Raw genomic sequence first — 16,788 nt, 5'->3', positions numbered from 1 at the left:
TGGGTTCCCCGCTGGCATGCGGTGGGGGAACCCCGCATTTGACGGGTGAACCCATCAAATGCGGGTGCCCGAAAGGGCAGGACGCGCTGGATTCGGACGACGGGCGAACCGGCGAACCGGGAAACTTGGGGCAAGTCTGGGGTGAGGGGGCGCGATGCCGGTGGAACTGCCGAAAGAGCTGGTGGAGGATCCGTTCTGGGTCCGGCTGCCACCGCCGATTCGGAGCATGATCGTGTTCGCGCTGCTGTTCGGGTTTACCGCGCTGCTCGGCATCGCGGCATCGAAGGGCGGCAAGGAAAGCGACGCGTTTGTGGAGGGGGTGCCGTGGACCATCTGGCGAACCATCGCCGGTGCGGCGCTTGCGGTGTTCGTGGTCCTCACCGTCCAGGCGCTCCGGATCTTGCAGCGTCCGAACGAGTGGGGCATCTTCCGGGCCCCCGGGCGTCGCCGTCGCTACCTGCTGCTGGCGGCCATCGGTGCCGGCGCGGTCGTGTGGTTCCGGGTGCGCCACCCCGTGGGTGGCCTCGAACTGCCTGTGCAGGGTCTCGGGTGGCGGACCCGCACTGTCCTGATCGCCGGGATGGTCGCCAGCGTTCCCTGGCTGACCATCGTCTGGCTGGCGCATGCCGAGTGCCACGACCTGGAGAAGGAGATCCCCCGGGGTACGAACGGTCATCTGGAGAACAACTACATGGCCGCCATGCAGGACGAGCCGGGCGAATCGGAGCACCTCCGGTCCGCGGTCGAGCGGCTCGAGCAACTGTGGCAACTGCTGTTGTTCAGCGTGGGTGCCTTCACCTTCGGCGTGGTCGCGGCCGTCGCGAGCTCGGGTGCCTTGCGCGGCGCGTTCGTCGCGGCCTATCCCGAGCGGGCCGACGAGTTCCCGCCGGCGAATGTGCTGATGTACGGCTTGTTGTTCGCGCTCGGGCTTTCGATCATCGCCGTACCGATGGCTGTGCAGTGGCGGAATCGGGCGCAGCAGTTGGTCGAGCATGCCTGTCCACTACCGCCGGACGGGAAGCCCACCGCGGAGTGGGTGGAGTCGCGGCAGCGGATCGAGCAGCTGCTCCATCTGGACATCTCGATCTTGCGGAACCCGCTGACCATCTTGAGCGTATTCGCGCCGTTGCTGATCAGCGCGCTCGCGGCGTTCCTCCCGCAGGTGGCCGGCTAACCGCCGCACATCGGGTAGACCGGCTGGCCCTCCTGGAACGCGGTCACGACGGCGAAGATCTCGACGACGACAGCGGCGATCGCGGTCGCGAAGAGGATGAGCGCGATCGGCTCACGGCTTCCCCCGAACCAGCGCACCAGCAGTACGAGCGCGACGCTGCCGACTGCGAGCCCGGTGAACCCCAGCACATACGCGCCGGTCGGCAGCGGTAGCGACCCGTCGCACGTGTCCTCCCGCCGGCGCACCAACTCGCTCTGTGCGTTGGTATTCGTCAACGACAGCAGAACGCCGACGACGATCAGCCCGAGCACCAGTCCTTGACGGCGGCGGCTGGTGCCCGCTTCCTGCCCCACAGGTGGCTCTCAGTCGAGACCGAGCCGCGCCCGCACCTCGGGACGCCGCAGCGGTGGCACGGTCTGCGGTGGCACCTTGCGCTCCGGCATCTCGGCCAGCAGCTGTTCGGTGATCTTGGCGACCTCGGCCGCGGCCCGCTCGATCGGGCCGCGGGTGGTCGAGCTCAGCGAGCCGACGCCGGTCACCTTGCGCACGTACTGCAGCGCGGCCGCGTAGATCTCCTCAGAGGTCGCGGCCGGCTCGAGTCCCCGGAGAACCGTGATGTTTCTGCACATGCCAAGACACTACGCGCCGGGAGGGACATTCCAACTCGACACCTACGGGGTATTGACTTCCCTAATGGTCTTAGGTTTTCCTCATTCCATGAGCAGTACAGCCGGCCTTGACCGCCGTACCCGTCGCCGGCAGGAGACCATCGAGGAGATCCTCGAGGTCGCCATCGAGCTGATGGAGACCGAGGGCGTCGCGGCGCTCAGCCTGTCCGCGGTCGCGCGGCGGCTCGGCATGCAGCCGCCGTCGCTGTACCAGTACTTCCCGTCCAAGATGGCGATCTACGACGCCCTGTTCCAGCGCGGCAACGAGCTGGTGCGGGACGCGTACCGGTCGGCGTACGCGGAGGCGGGCACCGACGATCAGCTCGAGCTCAACCTGATCGCGGCCACCGCGTTCTGCCGCTGGTGCCTGGAGCACCAGGTGTACGCCCAGCTGTTGTTCTGGCGGACGATTCCCGGCTTCGTGCCGAGCCCGGAGGCGTTCGCCCCGGCACAGGAATCGATCCAGGACCTGCGTGACTGGCTACAGGCGACGATCGACGCCGGCCTGCTCCACCCGGACGCGGCCGGCGACGAGGGCATCGCGCTCTACACGTCGATGACAGCCGGCCTGCTCTCGCAGCAGCTGGCGAATGAGCCGGATGCGTCGTTCGAGGACGGGCGGTTCATTCGGCTGCTGCCCGTCGTACTCGAGATGTTCTATCAGCGATACGCACCAACCAGGGGGTAGTGATGTTTGCAGTACTCGCGGGGGAGATCGGCCGGGCTGATCGGCAACGGTCCAAGGTCCACCGGGACTCCGAGATCCAGGCGTGGCACGACTTGCTGGCGTCACTCGAGGGGACCGAGTGGCACCGCCGTACGGTCTGCGACGCGTGGGATGTCGCGGACATCGCCGGGCATCTGATCGGCCAGGCCGAGGACGTGATCAAGCCGTGGTCGTTCCCGCGCCGGTTCCGCAAGGGCAAGCGGGTCTACCCCGGCGTGCCCCGGTTCGACGCGCACATGATGGTCCAGGCCGACGAACACCGCGGTACGCCGCCGGCCGAACTGCGGGCGTTGTTCGACCGGACCTGGGGGAAGGCGACGCGGGCGATCGCGCGGAATCCCGAGCTGATCCGGCGGGTGACCATGAACGTCGAGGGACTCCCGATGGCCCTCGGCTATGTCTGGGACATCCTGCTGGCCCGGGATCTGTGGATGCATCGCGACGACGTGTGCCAGGCACTCGGGCGGCCGTTCGACGCCGGGCCGTACGCCGAGGAGGTCATCGCGCAGGTCGTGTACGACGTGGACACGCTGCCGTTCTGGGGTGAGCGGCCGGCCATCGTACTGGAGCTCACCGGACAGGGCGGCGGGATCTACCGACTCGGGAGGGACGAGCCGGTCGGACGTGCCGCGGTGGACGCCGTGAGCTACATGCGAACCCTGTCCGGCCGCGACGACTCACCCGTCGTCTCCGGCGATCCAGTCGCCGTAGAAGCAGTCGCCACCTGCCGGATGCCCTTCTAGACATGCCTGAGGGCTGGAGCATTGCGCTCCAGCCCTCAGCAACTGTCTGTTGGTACGACGGCTGTTAGTACGACGGCTGGCTTGGGTCGATCTGGTCGACCCAGGCGACAACCCCGCCACCTACGTGGACGGCGTCGGAGAAGCCGGCGCCCTTGGCGATGGCGAGCACCTCGGCGGAGCGGACGCCGGACTTGCAGTGGAAGACCAGCTGCTTGTCCTGCGGCAGCTTCTCCAGCGCCACACCGGTCTGGAAGTCGGCCTTCGGGATCAGCACCGAGCCCGGGATCTTGTTGATTTCGTACTCGTTCGGCTCGCGGACGTCGATCAGGACGAAGTCCTTCTCGCCGTTGTCCTTCAGCTTGATCCACTCGCTCAGCTGCTTCACCGAGATGGTCGAGCCGACGGCCGCGTCGGCCGCCTCCTCGGTCAGCGCGCCGCAGAAGCTCTCGTAGTCGATCAGCTCGGTGACGGTCGGGTTCTCGCCGCAGATCGCGCAGTTCGGGTCCTTGCGGACCTTCAGGGTGCGCCAGTTCAGGTCGAGCGCCTCGTAGATGTTCAGCCGGCCGAGCGACGGGTCGCCGATGCCGGTGAGCAGCTTGATCGCCTCGGTCACCTGCGCGGCGCCGACGGACGCGCACAGCACGCCCAGTACGCCGCCTTCGGCGCAGGACGGGACCATGCCGGGTGGTGGCGGCTCGGGGTAGAGGCAGCGGTAGCACGGACCGTGCTCGGCCCAGAACACGCTGACCTGGCCGTCGAACCGGAAGATCGAACCCCAGACATACGGCTTGCCGAGCAGCACCGCGGCGTCGTTCACCAGATACCGGGTGGCGAAGTTGTCGGTGCCGTCGACGATCAGGTCGTACTGCTCGAAGATCTCGAAGACGTTGTCGTTGTCCAGCCGGGTCTCGTGCAGGACGACGTTCGTGTTCGGGTTGGTCTCGAGGATCGACTCCTTGGCCGACTGCGCCTTGGACTTCCCGACGTCGGACTGGCCGTGGATGATCTGGCGCTGCAGGTTCGACTCGTCGACGGTGTCGAACTCGACGATGCCGAGGGTGCCGACGCCGGCCGCGGCCAGGTAGAGCAGCGCCGGGCTGCCCAGGCCGCCGGCACCGATCACCAGCACCTTGGAGTTCTTCAGCCGCTTCTGCCCGGCCATCCCGACCTCGGGGATGATCAGATGCCGCGAATACCGGCGGACCTCGTCGATGGTCAGCTCGTCGGCCGGTTCGACCAGCGGTGGAAGTGACACGTATCGGCTCCTCAAGAAGACGTCAGACGGGCTCTCCGGTTTTCAACCATCGTTCCCTCCTCCATGTTCCCGCACATCCCCAACCACCCCCGCCCGGGTCCACATCGCGGGACCCACGTCTCAGCCCGCCGAGCGAACGCCAGCCACTCACCATCCACCACCCGACCTCCGCCCACACGCTCACCCCACCCCCGTCCCCCAATCCAAGCCCCGTTTGATGAGTGTCCCCGATTCGCCCCGACGACCCACTCGGCTCCCCACTCGAGCCAGGTGGTGACTGCCCCCGGTCCGCCAAGGACGACCCACCCGCTCCCACCCGAGCCCGGTCGTGAGTGCCAGCGGTCCGCCCCGGACGCCCAGGCCATCACAATGTGGCCACCGCGAGCGGTCTCACGCTCAGCCGCCGCCCCACCCCGCCATTGATGTGGCCTGGCGGTCCGCTCTCCGCCTCGCCCTATCGATCGCCAGCCCGCGTCTCCCCGGTCGAGCCCGCTCGTGAGGCCGCCGCCCGCCTCCCCACAGTCGTGTGCCGGGTGCCCGGACGGCACCCGGCGCGCGTTTCTAGTCGTTGTCGGTGATGGTGGCGGTGACTGTCTTCGGGAGCTTCAGGGTGGCGCCGTCGACGGAGGTGAGCTGGATGGTGAAGGTCTCGGTGGGTTCCTTCAGCTTGTCGTCGACGATGAGGGCGGAGAGGTCGCCCGTGGTCTTGCCGGGTTCGACGTAGCCGTCGGCGGTGCGGTCCGGCGGGTTGGTGCCGTCGTCGTACGCGCTGGTGTAGTCCTTGCGGATCACCGCCGTACCGTCCTTCAGCACGCCCGAGAATGTGACATACCTGTCGCTCGGCGCGGACAGCTTGACCGGGAAGCGCAGTACGCCGGCCTTCTCCACCGTGCGCGCGTCGCCGATCGTCAGCGTCGGTGTCGGGTCGTCGTCGACCACCAGCCCGTGCCCGAACGGCCGGTCCAGCAACGCCTCTCGTGGCGCCGACAGCACCAGACTGAACGGCAGGTCGTAGCTGTCTCGCTTGTTCCCCGCGACCGGCACACTGACCTTCTGGCGCACCTGCCCCGGCTTGAACAGCAGCTGCCGCGTCACATCCCCCACCGTCTCGCCCAGCTCCCCATTCGTCTCGACGTACACCTTGACCTGGCGGATGCTCGGCCGCGACAGCGTCACCCAGAAGTCCATGTTCTTCGTGCCGCTGTCCCCTTCCTTCACTGTCACGTTGGACGCCGACAGCCGCGGCAGCAAGGCCGCAGGAGCCGAGAAGCCCAGCCCAGGCGAGGAGAACGCCAGATCACTCACGTACGCCGACCCACGCGCGACGCGGTCCGTCCGCAACTCCACGGCACGCACGTCACGCAGGTCCACACCCTTCAACGACGACACCGGGATCCGTACAGTCCGCAGCAAGTTCTTCGGCAGACCGCTCTCCGCGCGCCCCGGCATCCGCACCAGCGCGTCACTCACCGCGCACACCGGTACGACGGCTGGCCGGCCGTGCCCGTCGACCACTCGGACACTCAGGTCAGTCCTCGGCGCACCAGCCGCGTCCGGCGCCGCACGGAACGACAGAGCCGCATACCGCCGTACGTCGCGCTGCCATGCGGGCAGGTTGAGTCGCAGTACCCCGTTGGTCCCGGTCCAGCTCAGCTTGGTGACCGGAGTGGTTGGCGTCCGAGCGGCGTACCAGGACGGAACCCAGTGCGGAGCGTTCGACCAGTCATCAGTCGCCATGCAGGTCCCGGCTGCGGCCAGACCAGACTGGCTCACCCCTGCACACACCGTCGCCGAGGCCTTACCTGTGAGCGGCCCGGCCGGTAGTGCCTGGTCGAGGTGGTTCACATCCCGTCGCGTCGCGGCCGGTGCCTGCGACACCACCCGTACGACGGCCTTACCGGCCGAGGCGGCCCGGGAGTCAGAACCGTCCAGCAGCGGCAGGAACTTCCTCTCGTGGCCCAGCTGCAACCGGAAGAAGCCTGCGATGTACGCCGTACCGACCGCCTGCTGCTCCTTAGCCGTCAACCGTCCCGCGTACTTCGGACCGCACGGCGACTCCTTGCCCTCGCCGAACCAGTCGTCGAACGACGGCGCTTCCGACTGACCCGGCGTCCACTCGGTGTTGAAGAAGTTGTGGTTGGCGCCGAGGACAGTGACGGTCGACCGCGGCGCCGGGTCGCCCGTGACCGAGTAGCGGGTGTCGTCGTAGAACTTCTGGCCTTGGAGGTCGGAGACGTCTCCGTCGCAGTACGGCAGCACGACGCTCATCGCAACGCCCGGCACAGTGGCACGAGCGAAGTCGGTCGGCGCCAGCGGCAGGACGGCTCGGATGCCGTACTGCCCGCCGCGATCGGCGTTGAGCACCGCGGCCCGGGCGACGCCCTCACCGCCGCGGGAGTGACCCATCAGGCCGACGTTCCGCAGGTCGATCTTGCCGACGAACTTGTCACCGAACGGTCCGCCGCCGATCGTCGACCACCTCTTCCACAGCGCCAGATGATCAAGTATCAACTCGGCCCGTGCCTGCGCACCCGAGTCGTAGACGTCGCCGTCGTACGCGTTGACCGCGTTGGCGCTGATCGAAACGACCTCGTAGCCGTTGCTGGCCAGCGCCTTGGCGGGAGCGTCGTACCCGCGGAAGCTCGGCACCGGCTTCGTGCCGCCCGAGCAAGGCCATGGCTTCTCCGATGGCGCGCTGTCGTTGCCGTAGCAGTACTCGTGCCGGCCGTGCAGGAAGATCACCAGCGGCCGCGGACCGACGGCACCACTCGGCGTGTAGACCTTGCCGCGGAGCTCGGAACGTTGCTTGAGGCCCGGAAGATAGACGGTCTCATCGCCGAGGTTGTACTCGGCTGTCTCCACCTGGTACTTGCCGAGAGCACCGGGATCGTCCTTCAGCAACGGTCCACGCCGCGCCTTCAACCAGTCGGCATCAGTCTGCCCGCCGGCCTGGAATCCCCGCTGTCCATTGCCCTTGCCAACATCCCCCGACCACACCAACCGAACGTCTTTCGCCTTCAGTACGGCGGGATCCGTCGTCACCAGTCTCAGCGTCCGGCGATCAGGTGATTGCCTCGCCACCCCGATCGGTACGCCGTCGACGGCGAGCAACGGCAACGACGCCCGCATCGGCGCCGGCGCATCCAGCCGCAACGTCAACTGGTAGCCGCCGGCCACCGGTGTCACATCCCATTGATTGCCTAGAGCAACAGCTGGAGGCGGCGCGGCCGGCGCCGGTACCATTGCCGCCACCCCCAGTAGTGCGCCCATCCCCAGCGACAGCATGAACCTGCCGATCACCCGCACGTGGATTCCCTCTCGTTGGCGGACACGATTGTTCGTAGGACTCCCCCGGTGCGGAGGAAAGTTGATCGGACCAGACACACAGTTGTGTCTCAGTCACCTACGCAATCGCGTCTCGAATCAGACGATCAGGCGATCAGCTGGCGGAAGGCTTTCTCGACCTCTTCGGGGTGTTCCATCTGCGCGACGTGGCCGGACTTCGGCAGGTAGAGCAGTCGCGCGTTCGGGAAGCTGCGCTGCGCCTTCATCCGGATCCGGGCGTCGACGAGCCGGTCCCGCCCGCCGTAGATCAGCTGCACCGGGCACTCGACCCGGGCCGCGTCTGCCCACAGCGACCGCCGCGGCGGCGTCACCGACGACCGCAGGATGCTCCGGGCGGCGGTCACCGTCGCCTGCATCCCCCACGGATCCGTGTCGCGTCGCCGCAACTCCGCTTCGTACGCCGCCCGCACCTCCGGCGGCAGCGATCGAGGATCACCGAACACCATCGCCAGCGACGCCTTGAATCGCCGGTCGAACGGCAGCCGCCGAGTCCGCTCCAGCACGACCTGGCCCAGCCGCGGCGTGGCGACAGCGGCGAACCACAGCGCGCTGGCCGAGGCACGCGGATGCGGCAGGGCCGGCGAGATCAGCGTCAGCGAGGCGACCAGGTCCGGGCGCCGCGCGGCCAGCACCACCGAGACCGCCCCGCCCATGGAGTTGCCGAACACATGCGCCGGCTGGTCGAACTCCCGCTCGATCAGCTGGATCAGTACGTCGGCCTGTTCGTTGATGCCCGCTGCTCCGGTGAGCGGCGTACGCCCGAAGCCCGGTAGGTCGGGCGCGATGCCGCGAACCGTGTCGTTGAGCAGCCAGCCGAGGGCGGTCCAGTTCAGCGACGACCCGCCGAGGCCGTGGACGAACAGCGCGGGCGGCAGGTCTACCGCCGCATCCGGGACGTCTCTGACGTGGAGCTCCACCCCAGCGACCGGCACCGTTCGCGCCGGCCATTCCTGCGCCCCCAACGACACCGCAGCACCGGTTACTCCCGCGTAACTCTCCACGGAACCATGGTAAGACCCCGTTAGGAGGCGTGGCGGGGTGGAGACTGGGAGCTATGGCCGGTGCGCAGCAGCAGCTGACTACTGAGGTTGACGGGCAGACGATGAAGCTCACCAACCTCAGCAAGGTGCTCTACCCGCAGACAGGTTTCACCAAGGCCGAGGTGATCGACTACTACCACCAGGTCGCGACACTGCTCCTCCCACACCTGTCCGACCGGCCCCTGACCCGCAAGCGCTGGCCGGACGGCACCGATGCGTCGTACTTCTTCGAGAAGAACGCACCCCGCGGTACGCCGTCCTGGGTGCGGACGGTGACGCTGCCAACGCCGGGGAGCTCGACCGGGCGCGACGTGGCCGACTTCGTGGTCGCCGACGACGTACAGACCGTGGTGTGGTTGGCCAACCTGGCCGCACTCGAGCTGCACGTGCCGCAGTGGCGGATCGGTCTGTCGGACGTCGGCAAGGACCCGCAGGCCGACCTGATCGTGTTCGACCTCGACCCAGGGCCGGGAGCCACCATCGTGGAGTGCTGCGACGTCGCACTGGCACTGAGGGAGCTGCTGAGCCACTACGGCTTGGAGGGCTGGCCGAAGACGTCCGGCAACAAGGGCATGCACCTGTACGTGCCGATCGAGCCGGCGTCGTCCAGGAAGACCAGTGCGTTCGCCAAGCAGCTGGCCGAACAGCTCGCCGAGGCACTGCCGGAGAACGTGACGGCGAACATGACCAAGGCACTCCGCCCCGGCAAGGTGTTCATCGACTGGAGCCAGAACGCGAGTGCCAAGACCACGCTGGCGCCGTACTCGCTGCGCGGGGCCGAGGAGCCGCGGGTGTCCACCCCGATCGACTGGGACGAGGTGGCGTCCGCGACGGAGCCGGAAGAGCTGCGCTTCCTCCCGCACGAGGTCCTGGCCCGGATCGAGGAGTACGGCGACGTCCTGGCGGGCTTGTACGACGATCCACAGCCGCTACCGTCGTAACAGTCCGTCGTTGACCGATTGGAGAGTCGCATGACCAGCGAGCCCGAGTACGACGGCCCCGGTTTCGGCAGCGTCCCCGACGACGCGCCCGAGGCCGACGTACTGGAACAGCGCAAGAGTTCCACCGTGGTGGACGACCGCGACGACGACTCCGGCGTACCGCCGGAGGCCGACCCGGCCGATGTCGACGACCAGCGCCGCGAGATCGGCGACGACGACGAGGACGCCTACCGCTGACTACCGGTGAGGGCTTGGTGACGCTCTGCCGAGCGGTCATCGCTACCACGATGGAATCTCGAGTGGTGGCGAAGCTACTGACCGGGAGGACCGGTGGGTAGGATTCGGGGAACGACCCGGCGGCGGTGACCGCCGGCGCCGCACCACCGAAGGAGCCGACGTGTCGACGACACCCGAGACCGCGCCCAAGCGCGGCAGCCGCCTGCCGCGGCTGGCCCGCCGCGCGCAACTGCTCGAGGCGGCCCAGGAGGTCTTCGTCGCGAACGGCTACCACGCCGCCGCGATGGACGACATCGCCGACCGCGCCGGTGTCTCCAAGCCGGTCCTCTACCAGCACTTCCCGGGCAAGCTGGAGCTGTATCTGGCGCTGCTCGACACCTCCTGCGACGCGATCATCGCCTCGGTCCGGGACGCGCTGAAGTCGACCGAGGACAACAAGCAGCGGGTCGCGGCGACCATGCACGCGTTCTACGACTACGTGGCAAACGCGCAGGGGGCCTTCCGGCTGGTGTTCGAGTCGGACCTGACGAACGAGACAGCCGTCCGCGAGCGGGTCGACCGGGTCACGCACGCCTGCGCCGAGGCGGTCTCCGAGGTGATCAGCGCGGACGCCGGGCTCAACCGCGAGCAGTCCATGGTGCTGGCCGTCAGCCTGGTCGGCATGGCGCAGGTCAGCGCCCGCTACTGGCTCGCCTCGGACAACCCGACGCTCCCCCAGGAACACGCCGCCGACCTGGTCGCCTCCCTGGCCTGGCGCGGCATCCGCGGCTTCCCCCGCACCGACGGCTGAGCCCGTACGACGTACAGCGGTCAGCCCGGCGTACGTCGTACTCCGGGTTCTGCTCTTGGCGGACGGGTGAGAGCTGATGGGCGGCAGCGGATAGGCTCGAACCACACCGGCGAGAGCCGCCGGTCGGAACGTGCCCGGAGGGTTTCGTGGAGGTCAAGATCGGCGTGCAGCACGCCAATCGTGAATTGGTGCTGGAGAGCGAGCAGAGCCCGGACGAGGTCCAGCAGGCGGTCGCGGACGCGCTCGCCGGCAAGACCGGTCTGCTGCAGCTGACCGACGACAAGGGCCGCCGGGTGATCATCCCGGCCGACCGGCTCGCGTACGTGGAGATCGGCGAGGTCTCGATCCGCAAGGTCGGGTTCGGCGCAATCTGACCGAAGTCCTCCTGACGCTCGGTTGCAATCCGGCGAACCCTGACCGCAACCACGTTTGGGCGTGTCGGGTGCCGGTAACCGTTTCGGTGCGGCGAGACAATCGTCACGCCGCGTGGACGCGGTCGTCACAAGGAGGAGCCAGCGTCATGGAAATCATCGGTGTGATCGTTGCCGGCATCATTATCGGCCTGCTCGGCAAGTTCGTCGCCCCTGGGGACAGGGACAACATCCCGTTGTGGCTCACCGTGCTGTGTGGCATCGGTGGTGTCCTGATCGGCTACTACGTCGCCGCGGCCCTCGGCGTCGAAGCCACCAGCGGGATCGACTGGATCCGCTGGATCGTCAGCATCGTCGTCGCCGCGATCCTCGTCGTGGTGGCCGCAATGGTCACCGGGCGAGGCAAGGCCAGCTCCGCCTGACCGTCGCTTCCTCCGGCCGGCCGTCACCTCTGGTGGCGGCCGGCCGGTGTTTTGTGGACCTAGGCCTGCAGACCCAGCGCGGTCATGCGGGCGGTGTGGGCTTCGGTGAGGCGGGTGAACATGCGGCCGATCGCGGCCAGGTCCAGCCCCGGGCGGTCGACCGAGCCGGCCAGCAAAGCAGCCAGGGAGTCGCGGTCGGCGGCGATCCGCTGCGCTTGGCTCAGGGCCTCGCCCACCAGGCGGCGGCCCCACAGTGCCAGCCGGCCGCCCAGCTTCGGGTCCTCCTCGATCGCGGCCCGGACCCGGTCCACCACGAACTCGGCCTGCCCGGAGTCGGCGAACACCTCGAGCACCAGGCCCCGGGTCTCCGCATCCACGTACGACGCGATCTCGCGGTAGAAGTCGTTCGCCAGACCGTCGCCGACGTACGCCTTGACCAGGCCCTCCAGCCAGTCCGACGGCGCGGTGTGGTCGTGGAACGCGTCCAGCGGGGTGACGAACGGCCGCATCGCCTCCATCGGGTCCACCCCGAGAAAGATCAGCCGGTCCCGTAGCTGCTGGAAGTGCCCGAACTCCTTGGTGGCCAGGGCGGCCAGCTCCGCTTTGTCGTTCAGGGTCGGCGCCAGTTTGGCGTCCTCGGCCATCCGCTCGAAGGCGGTCAGCTCGCCGTACGCGAGAACTCCCAGCAGATCCACCGCCGCGGCCCGGTAGGCGGGATCATCAAAGGCCGTCTGCTCCATGCCCGGCACCTTATCGGCACACCGGCGCCAGTGGCGCAAAGCGCACTGGGACGCCGCAGACCACCCACCGGGAGTGGCGCAAACCACACGAAGCGGCGTTGACAGCTTGTGCGGTTACACTGGTGAGCGATTCGCCGGTGACGCGCCCACATGGGCAAGCTGGTGCGAGGTGCTTGCACAGTGTCCCCGCGCCTCACAGAGGGGGCTGAAAAGCCTCAGGCGCCCGGCCACTGATGCAACTGTCCGTACCAAGCATGTGAGAGGCGATCAGCCTGACCACCTTCCGAGAGCTCGGCGTGCTGCCCGAGATCTGCGACGCGCTCGACCGCGTCAACATCGTGGAGCCGTTTCCGATCCAGGAAATGACGCTCCCCATCGCCCTGATGGGCACCGACCTGATCGGCCAGGCCCGGACCGGGACCGGCAAGACGCTCGGCTTCGGCATTCCGTTGCTGCAGCGCACCATCTCCCCCGGTGAGGCCGACTACGAGGAACTCGCCGCGCCCGGCAAGCCGCAGGCGCTGGTCGTCACGCCGACCCGCGAGTTGACCATCCAGGTCGCCAAGGACCTGTCGACCGCGTCCACCGTCCGCACCGTCCGGATCCTGACCGTGTACGGCGGGGTGGCGTACGAGCCGCAGCTGGACGCGCTGAAGACGGGCGTCGACGTCGTCGTCGGCACCCCGGGACGCCTGCTGGACCTGGCCAACCGGGGCGTGCTCGACCTGAGCCACATCAAGGTGCTGGTGCTGGACGAGGCCGACGAGATGCTCGACCTCGGCTTCCTGCCCGACGTGGAACGCATTCTGCGCAAGACACCCGAGCTGCGCCAGACGATGTTGTTCTCGGCAACGATGCCGTCGGCCGTGATCGCGCTGGCCCGCACCCACATGCGGCACCCGCTGAACATCCGGGCGGAGTCGCACGAGGACACCGAGATGGTGCCGACCACGGCACAGTTCGTCTACCGGGCGCACGAGCTGGACAAGCCCGAGGTGGTGGCGCGGATCCTGCAGGCCGAGGACCGCGGCCGGGTGATGATCTTCTGCCGCACCAAGCGCGAGGCGTCCCGGCTCACCGACGACCTGGCCGACCGTGGGTTCAAGGCGGCCGCGATCCACGGCGACCTGAACCAGCAGGCCCGCGAGCGCGCGCTGATGCGGTTCCGCGGCGACAAGATCGACGTACTGATCTGTACCGATGTGGCGGCCCGCGGCATCGACGTCGAGGGCGTGACGCACGTCATCAACAACACCTGCCCCGAGGACGAGAAGGCCTACATCCACCGGATCGGCCGGACCGGGCGCGCGGGTGCGAGCGGGATCGCGGTCACCTTCGTCGACTGGCCGGACGTGACCCGGTGGAAGACGATCAACAAGGCGCTCGATCTCCCGTACGACGAGCCGCAGGAGATCTACTCGACGTCGCCCGAGCTGTACCACGACCTCGGCATCCCGAGCGAGGCCAAGGGCCGGATCAAGCCTGTTCGCGAGGTCCGCGAGGAGCGGCCGGCACGCCGTACCGAAGAGGGGCGAACCGAATCCGGCGGCGAGGAACGTACGGCGCGGAACCGGAACCGGACCCGCAAGCGGACGCGTTCCGGGCAGGTGGTCGAAGGGGTCGAGCAGAAGTCCGAGTCCGATGTCACCACCAAGACCCAGGTCCCGCCGACCGAGGAGTCCTCGACCGAGGCCGCCGAGGCACCACGCAAGGCCCGCAAGCGCACCCGCACCCGGAAGTCCGTGTCGCAGGAGACCGCAGTCGAGACCGCTGAACCTGCCGCGGTGGAAGCTCCCGCGGAAGAGCCGGCCGAGAAGCCGGTGAAGCGCACGCGAACCCGCAAGCAGGCCGAGCCCGCCGCCGACGACGCCGGCGATACGGCGGCTGAAGCGCCGGTCAAGCGCACGCGGACCCGGAAGCGGGCCGAAGCCGTGGACGCCGAGGCCGGCGACGCGGCTGGAGCTGGTGACGCGGCTGCGGAGGCGCCGGTGAAGCGCACGCGGACCCGGAAGACCGCCGAGCCGAAGACCGCTGAGCCGAAGACCGCCGAGGCGGCGAAGGCGCCGGAGCCTGGCACGAGTCCGACCATCCCGACGTTCACCGCGCCGGAGTGATCTGCCTGTCGCCTGACCGTGGCTGAAAGGTGATCTGAGCCTGCAACACCCCGCCTCTCGTGGGCCGTCCTAGCGGTAACCACGAGAGAGGGGTACGTGCGATGAGGCGGATCAGAGGCGCCGTTGCGGGGGTAGCGCTGCTGGGAGTGGCGCTGCTGGCGGGCTGCGGGGCGAGTGGTTCGAGTAGTGGTTCGAGCTCCGGAGCGGCCGCGCCGGTGCAGAAGCAGGACTCGGGTGAGGCGGCCGACGGCAGCTCGACCGGCGGCGCACCGCAGTCACAGAACAAGCCGCAGGCGGAGCCGACGGTGACCCGGGCGATCATCAAGACCGGATCGCTCACCCTCGAGGCCGACGACGTGGACGGTACGCGGCAGAAGGTGATCACCGCCGTCTCCGGCCTCAGGGGACAGATCGCGTCCGAGGACACCGGCAGCAACGACGAGGGCCGGATCACCCGGGTGAACCTTGTGCTCAAAGTGCCGACAGCGTCGTACGAGACCGCCATTCAGCGGCTGTCCGAGCTCGGCAAGCGGACCCAGATCCACCAGGAGTCCACCGACGTCACCGAACAGGTCGTCGACGTGGAGAGCCGGATCGCCTCGCAGCGCGCCAGCCTCGCGCGGATGCGCGCCCTGATGACCAAAGCCAACACCATCGGCGAGATCGTCTCGGTGGAGACCGAGCTGACCCGGCGCGAGGCCGACCTCGAATCCCTGCTGGCCAAGCAGAAGAACCTCGCGCTGCAGACCGAGCTGGCCACGCTCGCGCTCACGATCGCCGAGAAGGGCGAGGCGCCGGTCAAGAAGGACCCGGACCGCGGGTTCGTCGCCGGGTTGAAGGGCGGCTGGGACGCGTTCACCGCGACATTCGCCGCGCTGGCGACCGCGGTCGGCGCGATTCTGCCGTTCGCGGTACTGCTCGCGCTGATCGTCGTACCGCTGTGGAAGTTCCGGAACCGTCTGCGTCGTCAGCCGGCGATGACACCGGCTCCCGCCACCGCTACTGCCACGGCGTCCACGCCGCCCCCGGACGGCAAGTAGTCAGAGCAGCGCGCCGGCCAGCGCCCGGTAGGCCTTCGCACCGGGCGAGGCCGGCGACGTGCTCAGGATCGTGTCCCCGATCGCCGGCGCCTCCGCGAACCGGATCGACTTCGGGATCGCCGGCTCCAGTACGTCGAGGTCGTACGTGTCCGCGATGGTCTCGAGCACCGCCCGGGCGTGCGTCGTCCGGCCGTCGTACAGGGTCGGCAGTACGCCGAGCACCCGCAGGCCCGGGTTCGTCAGCCGCTGGACGTCGTGAATCGTGTCAAGTAGTTGCCCTACGCCACGATGTGCCAGCGTCTCGCACTGCAAGGGAATCAGTACGTCGGACGCCGCGGACAGCCCGTTCACTGTCAGCAGCCCGAGCGTCGGTGGGCAGTCGACGACGATCCAGTCGTACGACGATCGCAGCGGACGCAGGGCGGTTCGCAGCACCTGTTCCGGGCCGCTCTCCTGCGCCAGCTGTACCTCCGCCGTGGCCAGCTCGATCGTCGCCGGGAGCAGATCGGGCCCGTCTTCGAAGTCGATCAGCACGTCACGCGCTTTCACGCCGCCGAGCAGGACGTGGTGGATCGATTTGTCCAGGTCCTCGGGGTCGATACCGACCGAGAACGTCAGGCAGGCCTGCGGGTCCAGATCCACCAGCAGCACGCGCTGACCGAGCTCGGCCAACGCAGCGCCGAGCGTCGCGACAGTGGTCGTCTTGGCCACGCCGCCTTTCTGATTGGCAACCGCCAGAGTGCGAGGCACCCGGCCATTGTGCCGCACCCGGCCCGCAAGGTCGCGGCGGGCGACCTGTTGACTTCAACTATCCTTTAACTTTCAGCATGTTGGGCATGACTTCGACGGTGACGACTCAGGCGAGGGCCGGGCGGCGCGAGTGGTTCGGGCTCGCGGCCCTCGCGCTGCCGACCATCTTGATCGGCATCGATGGGACCGTGCTGCACCTCGCGGCGCCGGCGCTCAGCGCCGACCTGGCGCCCAGCTCGTCCCAACTGCTCTGGATCATTGACGTGTACGGCTTCTCCCCTTCCGGCGGGGCGGGAGCTGCTGGTGCTGGCTCGTGATGCCTACACGAACGGAGTCCAGCTGGCTGCTGTGGTGTGCGCCGGGATCGTCGTTCTGCTCGCCGTGGCCACAGCCGCACTGGTAGGTACGGACTGAGCCGCTACCCTCTTTAC

Annotated in this window: 18 protein-coding genes; 11 read left to right on the top strand and 7 right to left on the bottom strand. The window is 68.4% G+C overall.

What is annotated here, in order from left to right:
* Positions 1-154 precede the first annotated feature (154 nt).
* Complete coding sequence (locus EV646_RS22715) at positions 155-1,174, top strand: hypothetical protein (protein ID WP_132151760.1); 1,020 nt, start codon at positions 155-157, stop codon at positions 1,172-1,174.
* Here the strand turns inward: EV646_RS22715 and EV646_RS22710 are convergent.
* Together EV646_RS22710 and EV646_RS22705 are read right to left on the bottom strand one after the other, a co-directional pair.
* Positions 1,171-1,527, bottom strand: coding sequence for a hypothetical protein (locus EV646_RS22710; RefSeq protein WP_132151758.1), 357 nt, complete (start codon positions 1,525-1,527; stop codon positions 1,171-1,173). The two genes, EV646_RS22715 and EV646_RS22710, sit on opposite strands and share 4 nt — an antisense overlap.
* Positions 1,528-1,536: 9 nt before the next feature.
* Complete coding sequence (locus EV646_RS22705; protein ID WP_132151756.1) at positions 1,537-1,803, bottom strand: DUF2277 domain-containing protein; 267 nt, start codon at positions 1,801-1,803, stop codon at positions 1,537-1,539.
* 88 nt (positions 1,804-1,891) lie between these two features.
* Between EV646_RS22705 and EV646_RS22700 the strand changes: the two genes are divergently transcribed.
* Together EV646_RS22700 and EV646_RS22695 are read left to right on the top strand one after the other, a co-directional pair.
* Positions 1,892-2,530 (top strand): TetR/AcrR family transcriptional regulator, encoded by a 639-nt coding sequence (locus EV646_RS22700; RefSeq protein ID WP_158291001.1) that lies wholly within the window; start codon positions 1,892-1,894, stop codon positions 2,528-2,530.
* 2 nt (positions 2,531-2,532) lie between these two features.
* On the top strand, positions 2,533-3,312 hold the full coding sequence (locus EV646_RS22695; RefSeq protein WP_132151752.1) for a maleylpyruvate isomerase family mycothiol-dependent enzyme: 780 nt from the start codon (positions 2,533-2,535) through the stop codon (positions 3,310-3,312).
* A 64-nt stretch (positions 3,313-3,376) separates the two neighbouring features.
* Here the strand turns inward: EV646_RS22695 and moeZ are convergent, their stop codons facing one another.
* The 3 genes from moeZ to EV646_RS22680 form a co-directional block, all read right to left on the bottom strand.
* The gene (gene moeZ, locus EV646_RS22690) at positions 3,377-4,567 is read right to left on the bottom strand and encodes an adenylyltransferase/sulfurtransferase MoeZ (RefSeq protein ID WP_132151750.1); all 1,191 of its coding nucleotides are present in this window, start codon (positions 4,565-4,567) and stop codon (positions 3,377-3,379) included.
* Positions 4,568-5,128: 561 nt separating this feature from the next.
* Complete coding sequence (locus tag EV646_RS22685; RefSeq protein ID WP_132151748.1) at positions 5,129-7,873, bottom strand: Calx-beta domain-containing protein; 2,745 nt, start codon at positions 7,871-7,873, stop codon at positions 5,129-5,131.
* A 125-nt stretch (positions 7,874-7,998) separates the two neighbouring features.
* Positions 7,999-8,913 (bottom strand): alpha/beta fold hydrolase, encoded by a 915-nt coding sequence (locus tag EV646_RS22680; RefSeq protein WP_132151747.1) that lies wholly within the window; start codon positions 8,911-8,913, stop codon positions 7,999-8,001.
* Positions 8,914-8,966: 53 nt separating this feature from the next.
* On the opposite strand from EV646_RS22680, the gene ligD reads away from it, so the two are divergent.
* From ligD to EV646_RS22655, 5 genes are all read left to right on the top strand, one after another.
* Positions 8,967-9,893 carry a non-homologous end-joining DNA ligase gene (gene ligD, locus EV646_RS22675; RefSeq protein ID WP_132151745.1) on the top strand — a complete coding sequence of 309 codons (927 nt, stop codon included), beginning with the start codon at positions 8,967-8,969 and terminating at the stop codon, positions 9,891-9,893.
* A 30-nt stretch (positions 9,894-9,923) separates the two neighbouring features.
* Positions 9,924-10,130: a hypothetical protein gene (locus EV646_RS22670; RefSeq protein ID WP_132151743.1), complete on the top strand. Its 207-nt coding sequence runs from the start codon at positions 9,924-9,926 to the stop codon at positions 10,128-10,130.
* 160 nt (positions 10,131-10,290) lie between these two features.
* A complete protein-coding gene (locus tag EV646_RS22665) occupies positions 10,291-10,920 on the top strand; it encodes a TetR/AcrR family transcriptional regulator (RefSeq protein ID WP_132151741.1) in 630 nt (209 codons plus the stop codon).
* 146 nt (positions 10,921-11,066) lie between these two features.
* Entirely contained in the window at positions 11,067-11,294 is a 228-nt protein-coding gene (locus EV646_RS22660; RefSeq protein ID WP_132151739.1) for a DUF3107 domain-containing protein, read from the top strand.
* Positions 11,295-11,440: 146 nt separating this feature from the next.
* The gene (locus tag EV646_RS22655) at positions 11,441-11,713 is read left to right on the top strand and encodes a GlsB/YeaQ/YmgE family stress response membrane protein (protein ID WP_132151737.1); all 273 of its coding nucleotides are present in this window, start codon (positions 11,441-11,443) and stop codon (positions 11,711-11,713) included.
* Between the two features lie 59 nt (positions 11,714-11,772).
* Here EV646_RS22655 and EV646_RS22650 read toward each other — a convergent pair whose 3' ends face one another.
* The gene (locus EV646_RS22650) at positions 11,773-12,453 is read right to left on the bottom strand and encodes a ferritin-like fold-containing protein (protein ID WP_132151735.1); all 681 of its coding nucleotides are present in this window, start codon (positions 12,451-12,453) and stop codon (positions 11,773-11,775) included.
* Between the two features lie 296 nt (positions 12,454-12,749).
* Between EV646_RS22650 and EV646_RS22645 the strand changes: the two genes are divergently transcribed.
* Complete coding sequence (locus tag EV646_RS22645; protein ID WP_241996259.1) at positions 12,750-14,567, top strand: DEAD/DEAH box helicase; 1,818 nt, start codon at positions 12,750-12,752, stop codon at positions 14,565-14,567.
* Positions 14,568-14,668: 101 nt separating this feature from the next.
* Positions 14,669-15,607: a DUF4349 domain-containing protein gene (locus EV646_RS22640; RefSeq protein ID WP_132151734.1), complete on the top strand. Its 939-nt coding sequence runs from the start codon at positions 14,669-14,671 to the stop codon at positions 15,605-15,607.
* Here the strand turns inward: EV646_RS22640 and EV646_RS22635 are convergent, their stop codons facing one another.
* The gene (locus tag EV646_RS22635; protein ID WP_132151732.1) at positions 15,608-16,357 is read right to left on the bottom strand and encodes a ParA family protein; all 750 of its coding nucleotides are present in this window, start codon (positions 16,355-16,357) and stop codon (positions 15,608-15,610) included.
* A gap of 86 nt (positions 16,358-16,443) precedes the next feature.
* Between EV646_RS22635 and EV646_RS22630 the strand changes: the two genes are divergently transcribed.
* Positions 16,444-16,674 (top strand): hypothetical protein, encoded by a 231-nt coding sequence (locus EV646_RS22630; RefSeq protein WP_277875127.1) that lies wholly within the window; start codon positions 16,444-16,446, stop codon positions 16,672-16,674.
* Positions 16,675-16,788: the final 114 nt, after the last annotated feature.

Source organism: Kribbella antiqua, from assembly GCF_004345665.1.
Taxonomy (GTDB): Bacteria; Actinomycetota; Actinomycetes; order Propionibacteriales; family Kribbellaceae; genus Kribbella; species Kribbella antiqua.
Note: the sequence above shows the minus strand (reverse complement) of the source record. Positions and strands in the feature narration are given on the sequence as shown.